Genomic DNA, 19489 nt, shown 5'->3' with positions numbered 1-19489 from the left:
CATCATTAACCTACCCTCGTCAACGTATCTCACACTGAACCATCACCGTTTTCATCACAGAGTGTGCCATGCCCTTAAGATTGCAGCGGTTCATCATAAAAATGCCATCAGATGCTCACGCATTTGTCATAAATTCCCGCTACGGTAGCGTCATTTTCTCATTGATAAGGATATTTATATGGCTCATCTATTTTCACGCTCGCTGCTGCGACAAAGTGTCACGGCGGCGATGTTTTTTGGGGCTTCATTGACCGCGTTTTCGAGTGCAGCAGAAAGGGCTAGCACCACTGAAAGCTTTAAGCGTATTGCCAGTTTTGCCGTCGCAGATAACCTACCTGCGGGGTTTGATAAGCAAAAAACAACGTCTGCGGAAATTATTACGGTGACACCGGATGGCAACACGCTGATCTATTCTGACAGCCCACTGGGTGGCATTGGTTTTGTCGATATTAAACAAGCGGATCAGCCCAAAGCGGCGGGTTTTCTTTCACTCAACGGTGAGCCCACCTCGGTGGCTGCGTTTGATCGTTGGGTCATCGCCGGCGTGAATACCTCAAAAAGTTATACGCAACCTTCTGGCTACTTAGCGGTGGTATCTGTAAACCGCCGTAAAATCACCGACCAGTGTGATTTAGGTGGTCAGCCAGATTCGGTCGCCGTGTCGAAAGATGGCCAGTTTATTGCGGTGGCGATCGAAAACGAACGCGACGAGGAGCTGAACGATGGCGCTCTGCCACAACTGCCGGCAGGTTATTTGGTCATCTTGCAGACCAAACAAGGCAAACCAGATTGCAAAAGCGCAAAACGCGTTGAGTTGACGGGCTTAGCGACCATTGGCGCTGATGATCCGGAACCAGAGTTTGTTGCATTTAACGACGCCAACCAAATCGCCGTTACATTGCAAGAGAACAACCATATGGTGATCGTTGATGCGGCAAGCGCAAAAGTGCTGAGTCATTTCTCGGCAGGCAGCGTGGATCTCACGCAGATTGATGTGAAGAAAGAGGGGGCGCTGACCTTCACGGGTGAGCAAAAAGGGGTACGCCGTGAGCCAGATGCGGTGAAATGGTTAGACAACGAGCGCTTAGTGATTGCCAACGAAGGCGATTATCAAGGCGGAGCGCGTGGTTTTACCATCTTTAACCAGCGTGGCGATGTGTTGTTCGAAAGTGGCGCATCGTTTGAGCATCAAGTGATACGTGCGGGCCATTATCCTGAAAAACGTTCCGGTAAAAAAGGCATTGAGCCAGAAGGGTTGGAGGTCGCGACCTTTAACGGCCAGCGTTATATCTTTGTGCTCTCCGAACGGGGTTCGATAGTGGGCGTGTATAAAGACACTGGGCGTGAACCGCAGTGGTTACAGTTGTTACCTTCAGGTATTGCGCCAGAATCGGCCATCGCCATTCCGCAGCGCAATCTATTGGTGACCGCCAATGAAGCCGATTTGGTGGAAGACGGCGGCGCTCGATCTCATGTGATGATCTATCAATTATCGTCAGGGGTAGCCAATTATCCGCAAATTATCTCAGCCAATGACAAAAATAACGCGCCAATTGGTTGGGGAGCATTATCTGGGCTGGTGGCGGATAGCCAAAAGGCCGCGACTTTCTACGCAGTCAATGACAGCTTTTACTCTGCTCAGCCAACCATCTTCACGATTGATGCCTTTGCTCAGCCCGCAGTGATTAAGCAGGCATTAAGAGTGACAGAGAATGGAAAAGCCGCCGAAAAACTCGACCTCGAGGGGATCACCACCGATGGGAAGGGCGGTTTCTGGTTAGCTTCAGAAGGCAATGAGAAAAAAGCGATTCCACACGCTCTTGTCCATGTTAACGCGCAGGGGGAGGTGATGGAGCGAGTATTGTTCCCTCAAGAGCTACTCAAGCACCAAACGCGCTATGGCGCCGAAGGCATTACACGCGTTGACGATGTGTTGTGGATTGCGTTGCAGCGACCATGGAAAGAGGATGCGAAAAACACCACTAAATTGCTGAGCTATAACACTAAAACTCGCCAGTGGGGCGCAGTGAGTTATCCGCTAGAGCAGAGTGATAAAGGCTGGGTCGGCTTGTCTGAAATTACCGCGTATCAAGGCCAGCTCTATCTCATTGAGCGTGATAATCAGCTTGGCAAGCAAGCGAAGATCAAACGTTTGTACCGTGTCTCACTCGCTGATCTTAAGTCAGTAGAACTTGGTTCTCCTTTGCCTGTCGTACAAAAAGAAATGGTGTACGATTTTCTGCCGCATCTCAAAGCCAGCAAGGGGTATGTCACAGATAAAATTGAAGGCTTCGCGATTGATGTGAATGGTCACGGCTATGCCGTAACCGACAACGATGGTGTGGATGACAGCAGTGGCGAGACGCTATTTTTCAAGCTGACCAAGACGTTCAACTAACCCAATCGCACAATGAAAAAGCCCCACTCTCGGCACGATAAATCGGCGACACGAGAATGGGGCTTTATTTTTGGCGTATCGGCAAGGTTGCGCGTTACTTCTTCTTGATTCGTGTGTACAAACGAGCGGTTGATTTGGCGTTTTGTGGCGGTTTTTGCCCTAACTTAAGCACCGCTTTTTGCAGCATCAAGTTATTGGGATAGGTGATCACATGGCCATTATCGTGCTTGATAAGCACATGGAACATACTGATATCGAGAATTTCCCCGCTGATGTCTTCGTCTTTGTCCACCACTTTGATTCGATCGCCCACTTTGTATGGGAAAACGAAAAAAATCAAAAAACTGGCGGTGACATTGCTAAGGATTGACCACTGAGCAATGAAGGCGACCCCTAAGACCGCAAAGATAGAAGAGAGGAACAGCGACACATCGCCGTATCCGATTCCTGCGATCACCGAAAAAATAGAGGCGAACAGGAAGAGCAGTGCGGTATTAAATGCCCGTTGAATAAAGCTTTGCCTTGCCTTATTCACACCCTTTGAGAGGGCTAAATTGGCCACCGCACGGTTGGTGATTTTTTTTACAACCTGATACGCGGCGAGCAACACCAGCGCCATAAGGAGTTTAAAGAGAAAGGAGTCAGAAGGAATGTACTGACTCCACTGTTCAAAATTAGTCCACTGGTTCATCAAGCTGTTACTCATTGGTTTGTTGAGCGTTTTTATAACCTATTTGCGCTAAAGCACCAATAAAAAAGAGTGACATATAGTTCGAGTCAATTCTTTGGTTTGTATCTATTCTTTTTTCTGAGTGAATCCACCATAAAGATCCATTCGTCGATGACGTAAGTTGGTCACTGAGCCTTCCATGTTCAGTTGCTTGAGTTTATCCAAATCTACATCGGCAAAGATGATCATTTCCGTATTTGGGCTTGCTTCTGCAATGGTGGCGTCGTGTGGGAAGAACACGTCTGAAGGTGAGAACACCGCCGATTGAGCGTATTGGATATCGACGTTATCGACCCTAGGCAGGTTGCCAACACTACCACCAATGGCGACATAACATTCATTTTCAATCGCGCGCGCTTGGGAGCAAATTCTCACACGTTGATAACCATTTTTGGTATCCGTCCAGAACGGAACAAAAATGATCTGCACGCCTTGTTCAGCCAGCATACGTCCGAGCTCGGGAAACTCACTGTCGTAACAAATCAAAATCCCAATGCGTCCCGCATCGGTGTCAAACACCGAGACTTTGTCGCCGCCATCAATAACCCAATCTCGTTGTTCATGCGGGGTAATGTGGATTTTATGTTGGGACTCAATCGTGCCATCACGACGAAGCAAGTAAGAGATGTTGTAAAGCTGACCGTCTTCTAAAACAGGCATGCTGCCTGCGATGATATTAATGTTGTAGGTCACGGCAAGTTGAGACATGGTCAGTTTGACACGCTCAGAGAACGAGGCGAGGAAGCGAATCGCTTCAACAGAGTTTTGATCTTCTGCCAATCCCATTAAAGGCGCGTTAAAGAACTCCGGAAAGAGTGCGAAATCCGCTTTGTATTTTGACAGCGAATCAATAAAAAACTCCGCCTGATCCAACAAGTCTTCCAAATCGTTCACCATGCGCATTTGCCACTGCACAATGCCGATACGAACAATCGTTTTCTCGATGTCATGAACGGAATAGACGTCTTCTTCATAAAAGAAGTTGTCCCATTCCAGTAGCGTTGCGTAACCGTGTGAGCTGTCATCTTCGGGAAGATAATGGCGCATGATGCGCTTCACATCGAAATCGTTTGAGAGCTGAAACGAGAGAATTGGGTCGTGAAGCTCTTTGCGTGAGACTTTTTCTATGTACTCTGCCACAGGCAGTTTTCCGCCGTATGGCTTGTATCCGGGAATTCGACCACCTGCCAAGATGGCTTTGAGGTTATTGCTTCGACACAGCTCTTTTCTTGCTTCATACAGTCTTCGACCCAAACGTAGCCCGCGATAATCCGGGTGAACAAATACGTCGAGGCCATACAAGGCGTCGCCATTTGATTTGTGTTGTATTACGTTGTTTTCATTGATGATATCGGTATAGACATGGGGGAGAGAGAAGCGGTTATAATCCACTTTGATGGTGAGCGCTGCCGCAATGATTTTGCCGGAATCCTCTATGCAGATTTGTCCATCAGGGAATTGATGAATGAGATCCATTATGGTCATTCTTGGCCAAGCGCCGCCGACGTCGTGAAAAACCAAATCCATTAAACTGGCCACTTGCTCGTAATCACTTTTTTTCAATATGCGTAATGAAAGCTTTGGGGTGGGTGTCTTCATATATCCTTATCCTGAATAACCGTTTTTTATACTCTAACATTATCGCAACGGATTTTTCAAAGCGGGGGGCTTTGGCGAATTTATCTACGCAGTCAACTCAGTGAGTGCGCTCATTGCCTCGTGAGCTTTTCCTTTTGGTACAAAAATATGGTCGTGATAATAACCTGCAATCACGTTGGCGCTAATACCATAACTGGCTAACTTGTTGGCAAAAGCGGCGGTTAGCCCGACGGCTTCTAAGCTTGAATGGACGGTGAGGGTAATCAAACAAAAGTGGCTGTTTGTATTCAATCCTGCCTTTTCGGCATGCTGTGCTTTGAGCACCAAAGTGAGCCCTTCTTGTTCACGAAACGTTGCGATGGGATCAAGGTGTAGATAGTCCGTAAGTGGGCCATCGACGGTGCAAAAAACATATTCGCCCTCAACCAATTGCGGGGACATTGATTGAAGTAAGCGCTGTAAATCGGTTATGCCGGCCATGATCTTTCCTTGTATTGCGTGACGGGATATGTGTTCACGCAGCATAGGAAGCAAGAGAGAAGAAGTCCATTGAATCAAACTAATGGCGGATCAGTTTGGCTAATTTGAGTTGGCATTAAAAAAGAAAAAGATCCGCCCTTTGAGCGGATCTTTCGGCAAAGCCAGCATTAAAGAAGTGCAGGGATGCCCGGTAATTGACCCACCGCCGCTAACGCGCCAACACACACCAATACGGTTGCGAGTGGGATGCCTAAACGGTCAGTGCGGTTTAAGGTTTCGCTGCGTTCACGGTTGCCAATCAGGCCCGTGTTGTCGAGCAGCATGGTGATTGCCCAACCGAAGACGGGGTTAACCAGCGCACAAGCAAACATACAAATGCCAGCACTTTGCGAGTTACGAGCGTTACGCACCATCTGCATGCCCGCTTCCAGTAGTGGGAGGAATACGCCTACCAACAATGCCACGCGCAGTACTGGTTCCCACATAGCCAGATCCATCGGATACCCCAACACAGCAGCAACGATACAGAGAATACCCGTAAGCAGAGCGCCTCCTGGAATTGGGCGTTTGGCAATCGCCGCAGGGATCATGTACGTTCCCCAAGAAGAGGCGAGGTTACCGCCACCAAGGCCTGCACCGATGATCTGACGAATAGAACAAACCGTCATGGTGTCATCGACGTCCATCAGTGCATCTTTGGCGGTTTTCGGGTAGTTCAGTTCTTGGAAGACGCGGTGGCCAAGAAAGTCGGGTGACCACATGGCAACCGCCAAAATCGCGAAAGGAATCACCGCAATGTAGTGCTCAAACTCAGGCCAACCTAACTGCCAACCTGTCTCTTCGCCCCACCAGTAGAATGGGCTCATGTTCGGTAAGCCAGGCTCTGTGGTGAACTCAAACGGCACACCCATTAGGTAGGAAACCACGCCAGCAATCAGCGAGCACAATGGGATCGCCAACCAGCGTTTTTCAATTTTCGCCAAATAGGCGTAGATCACAATGGTGGTGGAGATCACCACAAACGAGACCGATTCCATGCCAGAGGCCACCGACCAGCTTTCAAATTTGCTGAGTTGGCTAATCAGTCCCACCGCGCCTAAATAAATTAGCAGACCGCCGCGAACCCCTTCACCCGTTAAGCGAACCAGTTTTGATCCCCCTTTGGTGGCACTGAGGATCAAACCAAACACCCCAACCATGATGCCTAAAGCGAGAGGGTGTCCACCTGCTACGGCAACGAGCGGAATCAATGGAATCATGGGCCCGTGTGTGCCAGCTAAGTTGGCTCTAGGGTTTAAAATCGCGGAAAAAAAGATAACAAACAAAAGACCAGCGATGATCAACTCATAGCGGACGTTTTCAGCAACAAATTCAGGGGAGAGGCCAAATTGGGCAGCGAAAGCGGCCACCATCGCGGTGACCATCACCACTTTACCGATAGTGGCTGCAATGGCAGGCACCCAGTCTTCAATTTCAATACCAAAGTCGCGGAAAGGCAGGTGAATACGCCATTTTTTGAACGAAAGAATGTTCAGTTCATGTTCTAAGTATTCCGATCGAGTAGAAAACTCGTTCGCCTTGCGACGACGAGACTGATAGCTAGATGATTCGTGTTGGCTCATGGTTACTCCATAATAAATCCTTTTTGACTGATTTATTATTAGAGGCCGATGGTAAAATCATTTTTGACATGAATCATTATTTATTTCGCATTCATTTACTGAAGTTAATTAAGTCGATCCAGTGCACATTTTCAATAAAACAGAGTATGAAACCTATTTTATGGGTACGTTTTTACATTTCAAATGCATGATATTTAAATTGATTTTATTATCTCTGTTTCATATTTTTCTAATATTTCACGTAATCCTAAGGCTTTGTTTTAATTTGACTCTTCTGAGTTTGGTTTGATTGGTCATAAACAGTGCGACATTATTGTTAAATAAGAATATATCGCTAGTAATTAATTCATATACGGTATTTAAAACTGAAATTATTAAATAAATATATTCTTACATATTGTGTGGTTATTTTCTATTTTAGGTAAAATACAATCTATCTAACATATATTCTACTTATTGCGTAATTGGGCGGGTTACTTATGAAGCGGATCTGCAGCGGTTGAGCGACATTCGGATGTAGGATCGCTAGTTCTATGATTCGACAATGTTTCTCAATGATCAAAGGGGTTCTCGCTCCTATCAGTAGCGATAGTTCTCAGTAGCGATAGGTTGTTTGGCGTCAAAGTAAGGGGCCCACTTGAGATGAAAATAAAACAATTTCTCTAATTTTTTACTTTAAAATCAAGTGGTTTAAGTTTACATATTACTAACTTTAAAGAGTTGCAGTTTTTGCTGCTGCTCTTCTGCGAGTTTCGCCAGCTCCTCTGTGGCGACTGTGATTTGAGCTATGCTTGTAACATTTTGATTAACAACTTGAGAGACATTATCAATATTGTTCGATATATCTAAGCTAACGGCAGATTGCTCCTCGGATGCGGTGGCAACTAAAGTATTGACGTCTGATATCGCGTTGACAGAATCGGATATTACACGAAAAGAATCAGTCACCATTTCAACCGCTTTTTGAGAGTTGTTGACCAGTTGCAAGTTGTTGTTCATTTCAATGTTTGTTTCTTCTGCTTTGCTCTGAAGCCTTTCAATGAGGCTTTTGATGTTTTCTGTTGATTGTTGGGTTTTTGCAGCAAGATTTCTAACTTCATCCGCAACGACTGCAAATCCCCTTCCTTGTTCTCCTGCTCTCGCGGCTTCAATTGCAGCATTAAGGGCAAGCAGGTTGGTTTGTTCTGAAACATTAGCGATGACTTCTATCACTGAATTAATATCAAGAGAAAAAGTCTTCAGTTGCTCAATAGACTCCGCAGTGGAACTGACCGAGTTTTGAATCTGTTGGGAAACATCCTCAAGAGCAGAAACGGCTTCATTTCCGGAATCAACCGCATTCATTGCGACACTGGCAGACTGTTCAGCATTGGTTACATTATTGCTAACTTCTTTGGCGGTTGAAGACATTTCAGTAATGGCTGTCGCTATCTGAGTTACTTGCGAGTTTTCTTCCTTTATATTGGCTTCAGATTGAACCATCACGGCACTTAACTCAGTAGAGGCAGAGGAAACACTGCTTGCGATAATGCCTAAATCAGATATTATTTTTGTTAAACTTATCGCGGTTTCGTTGTAGTACTTGGATAGTATTACTGCTTCATTATTTCCATTTGGAACGTCTAGTCTTAGAGCAAGATCTTTCTCTGACATTCTTTTTAGTGCATTGCAAACGATATTAATCTTTTCAGATATTTTAACTGAAATTAAATAACCTAAAGAAAGTACGACTAATAAAACAAAACCAATGGTTATCAGTTGCTGTTTTATTTCTTCTTGCATAGATGCCTCTGCTTCTTTTATTTCATTTACCGTTTTTGATGCAAAGATTTTTGCTCTTTCTTGAAGCTGTTTTCGTACATTGACTGAGAGTGATCTTCCCTTTGAAAGAAATGCGTCCCGTTGCTCTAAATCAATTAGCCTGTCGTCATATTGATTAAATATGACTTCTGCATTTTTATGGTGAGCATAGTATGCTGTCACGTCATCTATTAGGCTATCTGGTATGTCAGAAAGGCTAGAGTATAAACTTAATGTTTTGTTATACCACTCTTCCAGTTGAGAAGGGTATTTACTCCGCCAATCTTTAGAATAGACGGAACGAGTAAAGTTAAGTCTTAACTGCCAAAAGTCATCTATTTGATGTTCATAAATATCTACGGTGATATCGGTGCTTTTTTCTATTTCATCTATTGCCGTTTCCAGCCTACTTTGCATGTCGTTTGCAGACAGTAGTACAGAAGAGAGAATAGAAAATACGACAACAATTAACAATCCAAGTATTTGTTGTTTTATCGTTAATTTATTAAATAAGTTCATTGCGAATCTCTAATTTATTTAGTTATATACTCTGATTAGCTGCGTGAGTTCATCTGTAAGTTCATTTAGTCTAATTTTAGATTGTGGCCTACAAAAATCTTCGTTTTTCAATCGAGTGACTTCATTTGCTAAAAGCTCTGAAAGAGACTGCAATTTCCCAATGTGAAAATTACGCTCCTTTTCGCTGATTTTAACCAGACTGCTTCTCAGTGTTATTAGATCGCTTTCTAACTGACCAATACATTTTTCTAATAGATAAATATCCCTATGGTTACTAAAAAATTCAGCCATAACCAATTCCTTTTTGTAAAAGTTTTTATAAAGGTTACGTTTTTTTATTTATTTCTTCATGTAGGAAGATGCCTACATTTTATTTTTGCAGCCTTTTGGACTGGGATTGAGTCGATGTTTAAATGAAAACGCTTAGCGAATACCATTAGGCAATTGATAGTTCTGCTATTAACCAAAAAAAAACAAATATTTTTGTTATTAGTGCATATGAATCACTGGCTATGTTGATAAGGCTGTAAAGGAGGGACTCGTCATCGCTACAGACAACGCTGTGATTGAGCCAATGAGGCGTTTAAACACAGCGCCTTATGGATCAATAGCGGGCACTTGAGTTATGTAGGAAAAGCATCCGGTGAATCAGTGTTTATCTGGAGAACAAAACGGTATTGAGTGGTCGTTGTTTGTTGAGATCAAGTTTTTTGCTTTGCACCATGAACAGTTCAGCGCAGGCGAGCGCATCGCTGGCGGCGGAGTGGGCATGGTAATCGGGTAAGTGATAACAACGTCGTAAATCATCAAGTTGAAAACTGCTGCGTTGGCCGCTTTTCCCTGCGTAGCTAAAGCGTTTTTCGATTTGCAACGTATCCACAAAGTGGCAAGGCAATTTGGCAAGCTGAAAATGTTGTTGAGCAAAAGCTTGGAGAAAACCTTGTTCAATGATTGCACTGTGCGCAAGCAACACTTTACCTTGTGCTCGTTCCAGTAAACGCATCATCCCTTGCTCTAGTGAGCAACCTTGCTCCAGCGTCTGTGGTGTTATGCCATTAATGCGCGCGGACTCGGCTTTAATGTACGCGCCATGGTTGAGCAAGATCTCTTCTGTGCTTGAGAGGTTAATGCCTTCGAGCGTCAAATCCACCATGCCGATGGAGAGGATTTTATCGTGTTTCGCATCAAGCCCTGTGGTCTCAAAATCTAAAGCAAGAAACGAGACTTGATGAAGTGGCGTCACTTCTGCAATGAGCGGCGTGTTCAAATAGTTTTGCAGTGCTTCGGGCCATGCCGATTCAACGAGGATCTGTTGGCGTATTTGTTCTTGGCTGGGCATGGTGTTCCAGCGTTTGAGCCATGTTTTTATCATCGTTTTAGCCTTTAATAAACTTCAGTTTGGCGACATCTTGCATCTCGCTGATGATCTTAAAGGCATCTTTTAGGTGCTTGCGTTCAAAGCTGCTGAACTCATCTGGGGAGATATGATTGTCCGGTGTTTTCCCCGCCAAAATCGCATTGAGCTGATGGCGAAAGCGCACCTGCGTAATGAAACGATAAGCGCCAATGATGTTGTCGCAACTGCCCTTTGAGAGCGTGCCATGTTCGGCGGCAAAGCGGAATCGTTCTTCTGTTCCGGTTAACGAGCCGCCAGCGGATAAGCTGAAAATTCGCGCCAGATCGATGATCAAATTCAGCGCGTATTTTTTGATGTTGAGTGTGTTGCTGTTTTGGCCGCCTTTTTCCAGCACCAAATGATTAAAAATGCCCAATGGTGGTTGTGTGTCGATCGCATCACGCACCAAGGCGGGAATAAAATTGGCACTGCGTTGGATGCAGTGATGAAGGTGTTGTTGGATCTGCTCAACCAACTCACGGTTGCCGTGAACTGAGCGAACTTCTAAGAACACACTGATGGAGAGCAGTTTGTTGTACTCCGGGCTCGCCACCCATTTTTGATAATACTCTTTCCAACGTGAGACAGGCTGGCACCATTTGGGAGACGCGGCCATGTATTTGCCATCGCATAACGGATATCCGCAGGCAGCCAAACCATTGCACACGCGCATAGCTAAATGAGTAAAGTAGAGCTTGTGTTCATCAGTGGCGTCGTCGGAGAGGACGATCGCACTGTCTTGATCTGAGAGCATGTGTACTTCGTTGCGCGCGTGCGATCCTGCCACCATCCAAGCGTAATCGCATGGGGGAGGGCCAAGTACCTCTTCGTTGAGTTGGATGAGACGACGGGTAAAGGCATCCATGATCATCGACATCACTTTTCCTTGGATCTCTGCGCTGACGCCGCTTTCGACCAATGCTTGGAAAATGGTTTGGCGCTCTTCTTTTAACGCCGCTAGCGCGTTGATCGAGCTGGCGTATTTGATTTTCTCAATCAAAAACAGCGATTGGGTGCGGTGGTTGTGTACCAAATGTGTTGTGGTGAGTAAGCCCGACACCTTGCCATTGTTCACCACGGGTAAGCAGCGAATGTTGTATTGCAGCATGAGGGAGATCGCTTGGATCACTTTGGCATCACTTTCAATCAGCACGGGGTTGTGGGTCATGACCGTTTCAATGCTGTCGCTGACATCTCGCTCTAGTGCAACGACGGAGGCTGTCATATCGCGGTCGGTCACCAAACCGACAATGTCATTGCCATCCATCACCACCGCACAAGAACTGCGCTGTTTGCCACACATGGTGCGCGCGACGTCACGGATGGAATCCGTCACGCTGACAATGGCAATGTTTTCGCTCGCGATCTCACCAACCGTGCGGAAAAACAGCCCTTTTTCTTCTTTCTGACAGACGAAGTTGACCGCTGAACTCAAGCGCAGGTTAGCTTGCGCCGCGAAGTAATCGGCAAACTCAGGATGCGAGTCGCACACTTTCTTCAGTTCATGATGTGGGATCAAGTAAAGCAGGGCATCTTCAATGGCTTCGGCTTGATAACCGTTTTCGGCACTATCGAGAGGGGCGAGGAAGGTAAAACCAAACTGATCCTCGTGGCCAAGCCGAGCACGAAGTTCACCCGTTGGCGTGCGCTGTTCAATCGCGCCCGTGCGAATGATGTAGAGATAACGCCTTTCGCAAAGTGAGCTAAAACTGATGGTTTCACCTTTCACCAGATATTTGATCTGTACTGAATTGGCTAGGGATTCAACCAAAGCCTTGGGTAACTTATCAAACGGATCAATGCGGATTAGGAAATCAACAATGTTTGGAGTAACGGATGTGCCCATCGCTCACCTCTAAATTAAAACGGCGTTTCATCATTTGATATTGCGCCAAAAAAAGCAGCCCGAGGGCTGCTCGTCAATCATTAAGCAGGGTAGCTGTGGTAGCCAAGCTGCTCAGAAACGTTTTTACCCGCTTGATGAAGCAGACCCACATAGTAATCTTTGCGCTCTTCATCAAAACGGATGGTTGGGAATGAAATCGACACCGCCGCAATGATATGACCAAAACGATCGTAAATTGGAGCCGCGATACAACGTAAACCCGGTTCTTGCTCTTCGTTATCTTCAGCGAAATGTTGCTCACGCACTTTCGCCAGTTCTTCAAGCACTTGTTCCGTGTTTTCTAGTGTTTTTTCTGTGTGTTTGATGAACTCAACATCGGCGAGAGATTCACGGATAAAGCTCTCTTCACGTTCGGAAAGTAACACTTTGCCAATGGCAGTACTGTAAAGAGGGTTGCGACGGCCAATGCGCGATTGCATGCGCAGGTTGTAACCGGAATCTATCTTATGGATATAAATAATGGCATTGTCATCGAGTGCTCCCAAGTGAAGCGCTTCATTGGTCAGTTGAGAGATTTGGCGCATTTCTTTGTCGGCCAATTCAATCAGATCAACGTATTCCAGTGAGCGAGCACCCAGCTCAAACACTTTTAACGTGAGTGAATACTTATCCGCTTCGCCTTCTTGAGACACATACCCAAGTGACTTCATGGTTTGTAAAAAGCGGTAAGTGGTTGCCTTAGACATCATAAGACGTTGCGACAATTCTGATACGCCAATCGCTTTCTGCTCACCCAGTGCTTGAAGGATGTGGAACACCTTCATCACTGACGAAACAGCTTCTGGCTGTGTCGACTTTTCCATTGTTTTCCCTTCTTTAGTTGTATTTTTTGCCATTATATCGTTGATTTTCTGTATCACCACTATTTTTAAAATACCTTTTCATAATTTTGAAACCGCTCACTTAGTTTGTTTTAGTAAAATAAGACATTCATCAATATTTTTGAAACGTCTTTTCAAAAATATTTGCGAGCGTTGCTGTTTTACTGTTATGTTTGCCCTACCACAGTGAACAACAACCAGAACGTCGGTTCACTTCTTTCAGTATTCTAGAGGATGCATTACATGATTCTTGATTCATTTAGCTTGCAAGGCAAAGTAGCCGTCGTCACGGGGTGTGATACCGGTTTAGGTCAAGGCATGGCGCTGGGTTTAGCAAAGGCAGGTTGCGATATCGTTGGTGTGAACATCAGTGAACCAACAGAAACCATGGAAAAAATCCAAGCGACGGGACGTAAGTTCGTCGATATCCGCGCTAACCTAATGAAACTAGATGATATTCCTTCAATTGTTGATCGCGCAGTGACTGAGCTTGGCCGCATCGACATTTTGGTGAACAACGCAGGCATCATTCGCCGCAACGACGCGATCGAGTTCTCTGAGCAAGATTGGGATGACGTCATGAACATCAACATCAAATCGGTGTTCTTTATGTCTCAAGCGGTGGCGAAACAATTTATTGCGCAAGGCGAAGGCGGCAAGATCATCAACATCGCCTCAATGCTTTCTTTTCAGGGCGGTATCCGTGTTCCCTCCTATACCGCATCAAAAAGCGGCGTGATGGGCATTACTCGTTTAATGGCGAATGAATGGGCGCAGTGCGGTATTAATGTCAATGCGATTGCCCCAGGTTACATGGCGACCAACAACACCGCGGCACTGCGTGCCGATGAGCAACGTAACCAAGAAATCCTAGAGCGTATTCCTGCAAACCGCTGGGGCACGCCAGAAGATTTGGCTGGTCCTTGTGTGTTCCTAGCATCAAAAGCGTCTGACTACATTAACGGTTACACCGTTGCGGTAGATGGCGGCTGGCTATCACGCTAATCCAATTGTGAGAAGATGATGGCTGAGATTGATTTGGCACAAGCGTTAGGGTTTCTCAGTTTTGGTTTGGGAATCTCCACCTTTTACCAGAAAAATGACAGGCATTTGAAAATCCTAATGCTGGTGTTCAATCTCAATCATCTTCTCCATTTTTTGCTGCTAGGATCGATGCTTTCGGCGCTCAGCGCACTGCTTTCTGCGTTACGAACCACAACATCGATCTTCACCTCTTCCAAATGGGTGGCAGCCATTTTTATTCTTATCGGTATCGTTAGTGGCCTAGGAATGGCTGAGCACTGGTGGGAATTATGGCCAATTGTTGGGACGGTAATTGGTACATATTCACTGTTCGTATTGAGTGGCATCCGCATGCGGATTGGCTTTCTAGCAGGGGCAACCTGCTGGTTAATCAACAACATACTGGTGGGCTCTATCGGCAACCATTATTGCCGGTGACCCAAAAAACAGGCTAATAGGTGAACCATGTTTGTATTGAGTCACGACATCGCGCTGGAAGATCTTGGCCAAGGCATTTCGCGCAAAGTGCTGGCACACAGCGACAACATGATGTCAGTCGAAGTGCATTTTGAAACGGGGGCGATTGGTGCCATGCACTCACATCCTCACGAGCAACTGACTTACGTGCTGTCAGGTGAATTTGAGTTCACCATTGGCGATGAGAAAAAAATCGTCAAAACAGGCGATACTATGTACAAAGAGCCAAACATTGGACATGGCTGTGTTTGTCTGAAAGCGGGTGTACTGATTGATACCTTCACCCCTATGCGTAAAGATTTCGTTTAAGATTTATTTTTGAATTGCGGTGAACCGCAGGAGTAACCGATGAAAATTGCACTAATGATGGAAAACAGCCAAGCACCGAAAAACGCGATGGTTGCAGCAGAGTTAAACAGCGTAGCGGGTGGCCTAGGCCACGACGTGTTCAACGTTGGTATGAAAGATGAAAATGACCACCATCTGACTTACATCCACCTAGGCATCATGGCAAGCATTCTACTGAACTCAAAAGCGGTAGACTTTGTGGTCACGGGTTGTGGTACTGGCCAAGGCGCAATGATGTCGAGCAACCTACACCCTGGCGTAGTGTGTGGCTACTGCCTAGAGCCGTCAGATGCGTTTTTGTTCAACCAAATCAACAACGGCAATGCGATTGCTCTCGCGTTTGCCAAAGGTTTTGGCTGGGCAGGCGAGCTGAATGTCCGTTACATCTTCGAAAAAGCGTTCACTGGTAACCGTGGTGAAGGCTACCCAATCGAGCGTGCGGCACCACAGCAAGCGAATGCGGCGATCCTAAACAACGTAAAAGCAGCGGTTGCGAAAGATGTGGTTGAAGGCCTACGCGCAATTGACCAAGAATTGGTGAAAACAGCGGTTGGCGGAGCACAGTTCCAAGAGTGCTTCTTCGCAAACTGCCAAGTGCCAGAAATCGCCGAATACGTACGCTCGCTGATCGACTAAGCACTCAGGCATTACTACTTTTTCGGGAACTAATACAAAGCCAGCACTCGCTGGCTTTTGTTTTATTTGGGAGGAGGGGGATGGATTTTTCTGAGGTGTTTTTGCCCCGAAATGAGTTAAGTGGTGAATTGCTATTTCGGGCATTTTGTCCGTTTTGAACAACAAAAAGTAACCGATGGTAACAAGTAGGAGTTGACCCCATTTACCGTCGGCCAAGTTCTGTAAAAGAACCTTTTTCATCTTTCTAGGCACATATTCCCTAATTCTTGTGTAGGATTTTTTTTAGTTGGTCTACCGTCAATGTAGGACTTCCTCTGTGGAGCATTGCGTGGCAATTAGGGCATACAGGTACAAGGTCATTCACAGGATCGACCTCGTACTCCTTACATATCTCATTAAGTGGAACAATGTGGTGAACATGAATGAAGCCATCTCCCAAAGCCCCATAAGTCTGAAAGAAGTTCAAGTCACACACCTTACACGTTGTTCCATGATGTGAAATACAAATCTCTCTGGCTTTTTGGCTGCGCTCAAAGCGATTTACCTTAACAGTTAGTGTTGCTCCCTCAACATAGGCAATGGATTGGTCAGGAAAAGTTTCGTTAGTAAGAATCACTTTTTCTATAAATTGAGAATAGGTTTTAAGCGCCTTAATACAATTATTTGCATCACTTTCAGGTAATCTCGAACGCAGGTAGTGAGTAAGGTCGCGATAAACGTGTACAGCTAGGTTATAAATGTCTGACACAATATCCATGTGGAAGCACTCGTTCACATCATTAAGCCATCTAATATACTGTAACGCTTCCTCAATCGCCAGCTTCCGTTTATGCATAAGATAGTTGACAAACTCAGTACGAAATAGAATTGGTGGATTATCTTTCTTCTGGTTAACCTGCTTTTTAGTCATTTTCTAAATTCTTATTAATTAGTTACGCCTATTGAACTACTAAAAGGTTGTGGTCTACCACTCTAATGCCCCTAAATGTTTTAGATAGACTCGTCATTAGCAGGAAGCAAATAGAGGAACGAACTACTTTTCCTAATCGAAATGTATCGACAAATCCAAGGCATTACTAGGTATCTATTGGCTGGGCAATGACCGAGGGATTAACTCATGATGTGTTTAGCTGAGTTGGTTTCGCTATCTCCATCTATGTGAACATTGAAACGGCGAAAACGATGTTCTTTATGAATGAAGAGCGACATCAAACCCATTATCCGCTTAGGGCAATTCCGGCATTGGCGCTCATGACATTGCAAAAAGGACACATTGCGTGTCCCCCTTGTTGTTATTTAGTCGCTTCACTATCCGGATTTGGTTCTGGTGTGGCATCTTTGACTAAAGCTGATTGTGATTCCGGTGCGGGTTGTTCTTGCCAGCATCCCACACAAGGCTCAGAAACCCATGCCCAAGTCTTGCTTGTGATACAAAATGGGTTTAGCCATAGCAAGGCAGCTACTATGGCACCAATGACCACAGCACGCAGGCTTAGAGGAACTTTGTCATTAAAGCCGAGATCAAGTTCAGTGCTCATCCAGTCGCTATTGTGCTCAGAAAAGACTTTGTAATGGGCATACCATGAGGACAGCAACACAGGAGGCATGGTGTCAACAGCTCGATGATCAGCCTGCACTCGAGCTAGGTCAGCTCTTGCTTTGGCAACAGAGTTAGTATCTTGTATGTCAACTTCGCAGTAAATGTGCTCTAGTTTCTTGCTGATATCAGTCAAGCTAATCCCTGTCGCTTCATACTGCTCTTTCTGAAGCTCTCTTGGCTTAAGGATGATCCCGATAATACCGATAATAAGCAACAGAGCCGCTAAAGCCTTGCTGTTGAACTCTGCAAATGCCAAACCAAGCACACCAAAGGACAGCGAAATTACGCTAATAATCGTAGGAAGCTTCTCGCAGATATCGAATGACGCAAAATGAAGCTTGGCGCTGTAGAGTACGTTGTAATACTCTCTAGCCACTTGCTTCTTAATCGTCTGTTCCGTCATTAACTATTGTTCCTATTCGATTGGGACGGTGATTTCATGTCGTGCTATCACCGTATTGTTGCGGATAGCGTAACACTCAACCGTATGATCGCCATAGAAATTAGCGGTCTCGATACGAGTTTTGCTACCGTCATCATCCATGATTTCACCACGGTGATTCCTCAGCTTGTCAGCCTCACCCCCACGGTTACGCACCTTCCACTTCACCTCATAATCTTCTCCGATGTCGGTTTGTTTTACAAAGAAGTGCAGTTTCCGTTGATGCTGAATTCGCTCCCCAACAAATTTTATTGATGACAACATTCTGGTCATCAGGTCACTTTTAACCTCACAATCGATGATAATTTGGTTGGTAATATCCAGATCGAACAGTTCCTCGATAAACTGCTCATTAACCGCCGCCGCTTGTTTGGCTTCACGATTAGGAAACTTAGTGCCAAAAATAGCCTTATATCGCTGGTTGCACTTATCCTCATAGCCGCTCTCTCTGGCTTCTATGGCTTCAATGGCATTTTTCAGCGCTATCTGCGCATCAGCTTGGAATGCTTTCTTTATACCGACTTGGGAGTTACTGCCAAATGCGTAGTAGTACGTTTTCTCTGGCTCTTTGGTGAGGTATTGGAAAAAGTCTCGTACCATCTTGTCAAAGCTACCGAAACTAGCTTTGTCGTAATCGGTGTTATCTTTGAAGAAGTTGTAACAGAGAGTATCAATCAGAAAGCCACTCATCTGAATATCGTTTCTGTCCTTCCAAGCACGAATCATTTTCGCAAGCTTACGTAGGTTGTCTTTACGCTCGGTGTTCAACTCCCTAAATGCTTGTAATTCAGCACGAGTATTACACTTGCGCCATAAGCCGCCGTTATATGTGTCAGGATATTTGAAAACTCCCTGCCATTCGAATACGGGCACCACCTCAAAGGTAAAGTCCTGCATCTCAACTACCACCACGTTGCGGTCTTTTTTTACCTTACTTGTCTTGTATGTTTTCTTGATAGCGTCTTTGGCGTGGTCTAGTGCCTTTGATGGGTCTTTGCGGTAGGTAGGCCAAGTGCTAGGTGGGAGTATGTAGAGCATATCAAGGTCAGAAATACCTTGGATTCCAGAGTAACGACCATACGATCCAGCCTGAAGACTGTAACTTGTCTTGTCGTTTTCCAAACCTCGAAACTGCTCATTTAGGTTCTTCGTGATGCTTTCATAGCGACTCGAAATTTTGTTCTTGTTCTTGATCTTCAAGTTGTCCAAAAACACACTGAAATCCCGTCTTACCGTCATATGTCACCCTCATGTACTTAAGTCCATGTATTATATGAGGGCATTGTTTGGTAAAACAACCCTGCCTACCAATATATTGTGTCTTTAGAGGCTGGTAAGCACTACATGTGCGATGCGAATAATAAGAAATACCAAAGGTAATCCGTGACTGACTAATTTAGCAGATGCTGTAACTCAGTTTTGTCCAACAACGAGTTGAACGAAGCCGCTCCGCGGCAGAAACGAATAAGCACCAACAATCATACTCTTTAGTAACACCATCATGTCGGTGGTGTGTTACTGGAGAGAACACTATGACCCCGTCTGAAAAAGAGCGCTTTGACGCCTTATATCAACAACACCTCACCCAACTTAAACTTCAAGGTAAGCGAGCCAAAACCATCTCTGCATACTCTCTTGCTGTACGACGTATCACTGAGTACTTTGATCGGTGCCCTGATACCTTGACCATTG

17 protein-coding genes and 1 pseudogene are annotated in these 19489 nt (G+C 45.3%); 6 read left to right on the top strand and 12 right to left on the bottom strand.

The genetic code is table 11. From position 1 onward, the window contains the following. Nucleotides 1–178 precede the first annotated feature (178 nt). Complete coding sequence (locus tag CIK04_RS11200) at nt 179–2398, top strand: esterase-like activity of phytase family protein (RefSeq protein WP_097353172.1); 2220 nt, start codon at nt 179–181, stop codon at nt 2396–2398. A gap of 94 nt (nt 2399–2492) precedes the next feature. On the opposite strand, the gene CIK04_RS11195 is transcribed toward CIK04_RS11200, so the two are convergent. The 9 genes from CIK04_RS11195 to kdgR all read right to left on the bottom strand — a co-directional run bounded on the left by CIK04_RS11195 (nt 2493) and on the right by kdgR (nt 13253). Continuing rightward, nucleotides 2493–3089 carry a mechanosensitive ion channel family protein gene (locus CIK04_RS11195; RefSeq protein ID WP_039546336.1) on the bottom strand — a complete coding sequence of 199 codons (597 nt, stop codon included), beginning with the start codon at nt 3087–3089 and terminating at the stop codon, nt 2493–2495. A 105-nt stretch (nt 3090–3194) separates the two neighbouring features. After that, nucleotides 3195–4727 (bottom strand): bifunctional GNAT family N-acetyltransferase/carbon-nitrogen hydrolase family protein, encoded by a 1533-nt coding sequence (locus CIK04_RS11190; protein ID WP_045590096.1) that lies wholly within the window; start codon nt 4725–4727, stop codon nt 3195–3197. Between the two features lie 84 nt (nt 4728–4811). After that, nucleotides 4812–5207, bottom strand: coding sequence for an ACT domain-containing protein (locus CIK04_RS11185; protein ID WP_045593391.1), 396 nt, complete (start codon nt 5205–5207; stop codon nt 4812–4814). 167 nt (nt 5208–5374) lie between these two features. Continuing rightward, on the bottom strand, nt 5375–6829 hold the full coding sequence (locus CIK04_RS11180; RefSeq protein ID WP_128824612.1) for a DUF3360 family protein: 1455 nt from the start codon (nt 6827–6829) through the stop codon (nt 5375–5377). A gap of 696 nt (nt 6830–7525) precedes the next feature. After that, entirely contained in the window at nt 7526–9148 is a 1623-nt protein-coding gene (locus CIK04_RS11175) for a methyl-accepting chemotaxis protein (protein WP_097353171.1), read from the bottom strand. Nucleotides 9149–9166: 18 nt separating this feature from the next. Continuing rightward, nucleotides 9167–9439: a hypothetical protein gene (locus CIK04_RS11170; RefSeq protein WP_017421504.1), complete on the bottom strand. Its 273-nt coding sequence runs from the start codon at nt 9437–9439 to the stop codon at nt 9167–9169. Nucleotides 9440–9803: 364 nt separating this feature from the next. After that, nucleotides 9804–10520: an exonuclease domain-containing protein gene (locus CIK04_RS11165; protein ID WP_097353170.1), complete on the bottom strand. Its 717-nt coding sequence runs from the start codon at nt 10518–10520 to the stop codon at nt 9804–9806. A 4-nt stretch (nt 10521–10524) separates the two neighbouring features. Next, nucleotides 10525–12390 carry a DUF294 nucleotidyltransferase-like domain-containing protein gene (locus CIK04_RS11160; protein WP_097353169.1) on the bottom strand — a complete coding sequence of 622 codons (1866 nt, stop codon included), beginning with the start codon at nt 12388–12390 and terminating at the stop codon, nt 10525–10527. 80 nt (nt 12391–12470) lie between these two features. Then, nucleotides 12471–13253 carry a DNA-binding transcriptional regulator KdgR gene (kdgR, locus tag CIK04_RS11155; protein ID WP_038968212.1) on the bottom strand — a complete coding sequence of 261 codons (783 nt, stop codon included), beginning with the start codon at nt 13251–13253 and terminating at the stop codon, nt 12471–12473. Between the two features lie 261 nt (nt 13254–13514). On the opposite strand from kdgR, the gene kduD reads away from it, so the two are divergent. Genes kduD through CIK04_RS11135 form a run of 4 tightly spaced genes read left to right on the top strand, consistent with a single transcriptional unit; the run spans nt 13515 to nt 15755 of the window. Next, a complete protein-coding gene (kduD, locus tag CIK04_RS11150; protein ID WP_097353168.1) occupies nt 13515–14276 on the top strand; it encodes a 2-dehydro-3-deoxy-D-gluconate 5-dehydrogenase KduD in 762 nt (253 codons plus the stop codon). A 15-nt stretch (nt 14277–14291) separates the two neighbouring features. After that, nucleotides 14292–14732: a YgjV family protein gene (locus CIK04_RS11145; RefSeq protein WP_232708682.1), complete on the top strand. Its 441-nt coding sequence runs from the start codon at nt 14292–14294 to the stop codon at nt 14730–14732. Between the two features lie 27 nt (nt 14733–14759). After that, on the top strand, nt 14760–15080 hold the full coding sequence (locus CIK04_RS11140) for a cupin domain-containing protein (RefSeq protein WP_097353167.1): 321 nt from the start codon (nt 14760–14762) through the stop codon (nt 15078–15080). A gap of 39 nt (nt 15081–15119) precedes the next feature. After that, complete coding sequence (locus tag CIK04_RS11135) at nt 15120–15755, top strand: RpiB/LacA/LacB family sugar-phosphate isomerase (protein ID WP_038963366.1); 636 nt, start codon at nt 15120–15122, stop codon at nt 15753–15755. A gap of 259 nt (nt 15756–16014) precedes the next feature. Here CIK04_RS11135 and CIK04_RS11130 read toward each other — a convergent pair whose 3' ends face one another. From CIK04_RS11130 to CIK04_RS11120, 3 genes are all read right to left on the bottom strand, one after another. After that, nucleotides 16015–16665, bottom strand: a complete 651-nt coding sequence (locus CIK04_RS11130; protein ID WP_097353166.1) for an HNH endonuclease — start codon at nt 16663–16665, stop codon at nt 16015–16017. A gap of 382 nt (nt 16666–17047) precedes the next feature. Beyond that, a complete protein-coding gene (locus tag CIK04_RS11125; protein ID WP_097353165.1) occupies nt 17048–17758 on the bottom strand; it encodes an SLATT domain-containing protein in 711 nt (236 codons plus the stop codon). A gap of 12 nt (nt 17759–17770) precedes the next feature. Then, complete coding sequence (locus CIK04_RS11120; protein ID WP_097353164.1) at nt 17771–19036, bottom strand: nucleotidyltransferase; 1266 nt, start codon at nt 19034–19036, stop codon at nt 17771–17773. A 293-nt stretch (nt 19037–19329) separates the two neighbouring features. Between CIK04_RS11120 and CIK04_RS11115 the strand changes: the two are divergent. After that, a pseudogene (locus CIK04_RS11115) lies at nt 19330–19489 on the top strand (integrase); the annotation flags it as partial.

The organism is Vibrio sp. 03_296, assembly GCF_002265885.1.
The sequence above is the reverse complement of the archived record's forward strand: the minus strand, read 5'-3'. Positions and strand labels throughout refer to the sequence as shown.

What these genes read in the sequence shown, in the direction of transcription:
- CIK04_RS11185 (WP_045593391.1), bottom strand. Translation starts at nt 5,207, where the DNA reads ATGGCCGGCATAACCGATTTACAGCGCTTACTTCAATCAATGTCCCCG.
- CIK04_RS11125 (WP_097353165.1), bottom strand. Translation starts at nt 17,758, where the DNA reads ATGACGGAACAGACGATTAAGAAGCAAGTGGCTAGAGAGTATTACAAC.
- CIK04_RS11175 (WP_097353171.1), bottom strand. Translation starts at nt 9,148, where the DNA reads ATGAACTTATTTAATAAATTAACGATAAAACAACAAATACTTGGATTG.
- CIK04_RS11180 (WP_128824612.1), bottom strand. Translation starts at nt 6,829, where the DNA reads ATGAGCCAACACGAATCATCTAGCTATCAGTCTCGTCGTCGCAAGGCG.
- CIK04_RS11130 (WP_097353166.1), bottom strand. Translation starts at nt 16,665, where the DNA reads ATGACTAAAAAGCAGGTTAACCAGAAGAAAGATAATCCACCAATTCTA.
- CIK04_RS11145 (WP_232708682.1), top strand. Translation starts at nt 14,292, where the DNA reads ATGATGGCTGAGATTGATTTGGCACAAGCGTTAGGGTTTCTCAGTTTT.
- CIK04_RS11165 (WP_097353170.1), bottom strand. Translation starts at nt 10,520, where the DNA reads ATGATAAAAACATGGCTCAAACGCTGGAACACCATGCCCAGCCAAGAA.
- CIK04_RS11120 (WP_097353164.1), bottom strand. Translation starts at nt 19,036, where the DNA reads ATGACGGTAAGACGGGATTTCAGTGTGTTTTTGGACAACTTGAAGATC.
- CIK04_RS11160 (WP_097353169.1), bottom strand. Translation starts at nt 12,390, where the DNA reads ATGGGCACATCCGTTACTCCAAACATTGTTGATTTCCTAATCCGCATT.
- kduD (WP_097353168.1), top strand. Translation starts at nt 13,515, where the DNA reads ATGATTCTTGATTCATTTAGCTTGCAAGGCAAAGTAGCCGTCGTCACG.
- kdgR (WP_038968212.1), bottom strand. Translation starts at nt 13,253, where the DNA reads ATGGAAAAGTCGACACAGCCAGAAGCTGTTTCGTCAGTGATGAAGGTG.
- CIK04_RS11195 (WP_039546336.1), bottom strand. Translation starts at nt 3,089, where the DNA reads ATGAACCAGTGGACTAATTTTGAACAGTGGAGTCAGTACATTCCTTCT.
- CIK04_RS11190 (WP_045590096.1), bottom strand. Translation starts at nt 4,727, where the DNA reads ATGAAGACACCCACCCCAAAGCTTTCATTACGCATATTGAAAAAAAGT.
- CIK04_RS11135 (WP_038963366.1), top strand. Translation starts at nt 15,120, where the DNA reads ATGAAAATTGCACTAATGATGGAAAACAGCCAAGCACCGAAAAACGCG.
- CIK04_RS11200 (WP_097353172.1), top strand. Translation starts at nt 179, where the DNA reads ATGGCTCATCTATTTTCACGCTCGCTGCTGCGACAAAGTGTCACGGCG.
- CIK04_RS11140 (WP_097353167.1), top strand. Translation starts at nt 14,760, where the DNA reads ATGTTTGTATTGAGTCACGACATCGCGCTGGAAGATCTTGGCCAAGGC.
- CIK04_RS11170 (WP_017421504.1), bottom strand. Translation starts at nt 9,439, where the DNA reads ATGGCTGAATTTTTTAGTAACCATAGGGATATTTATCTATTAGAAAAA.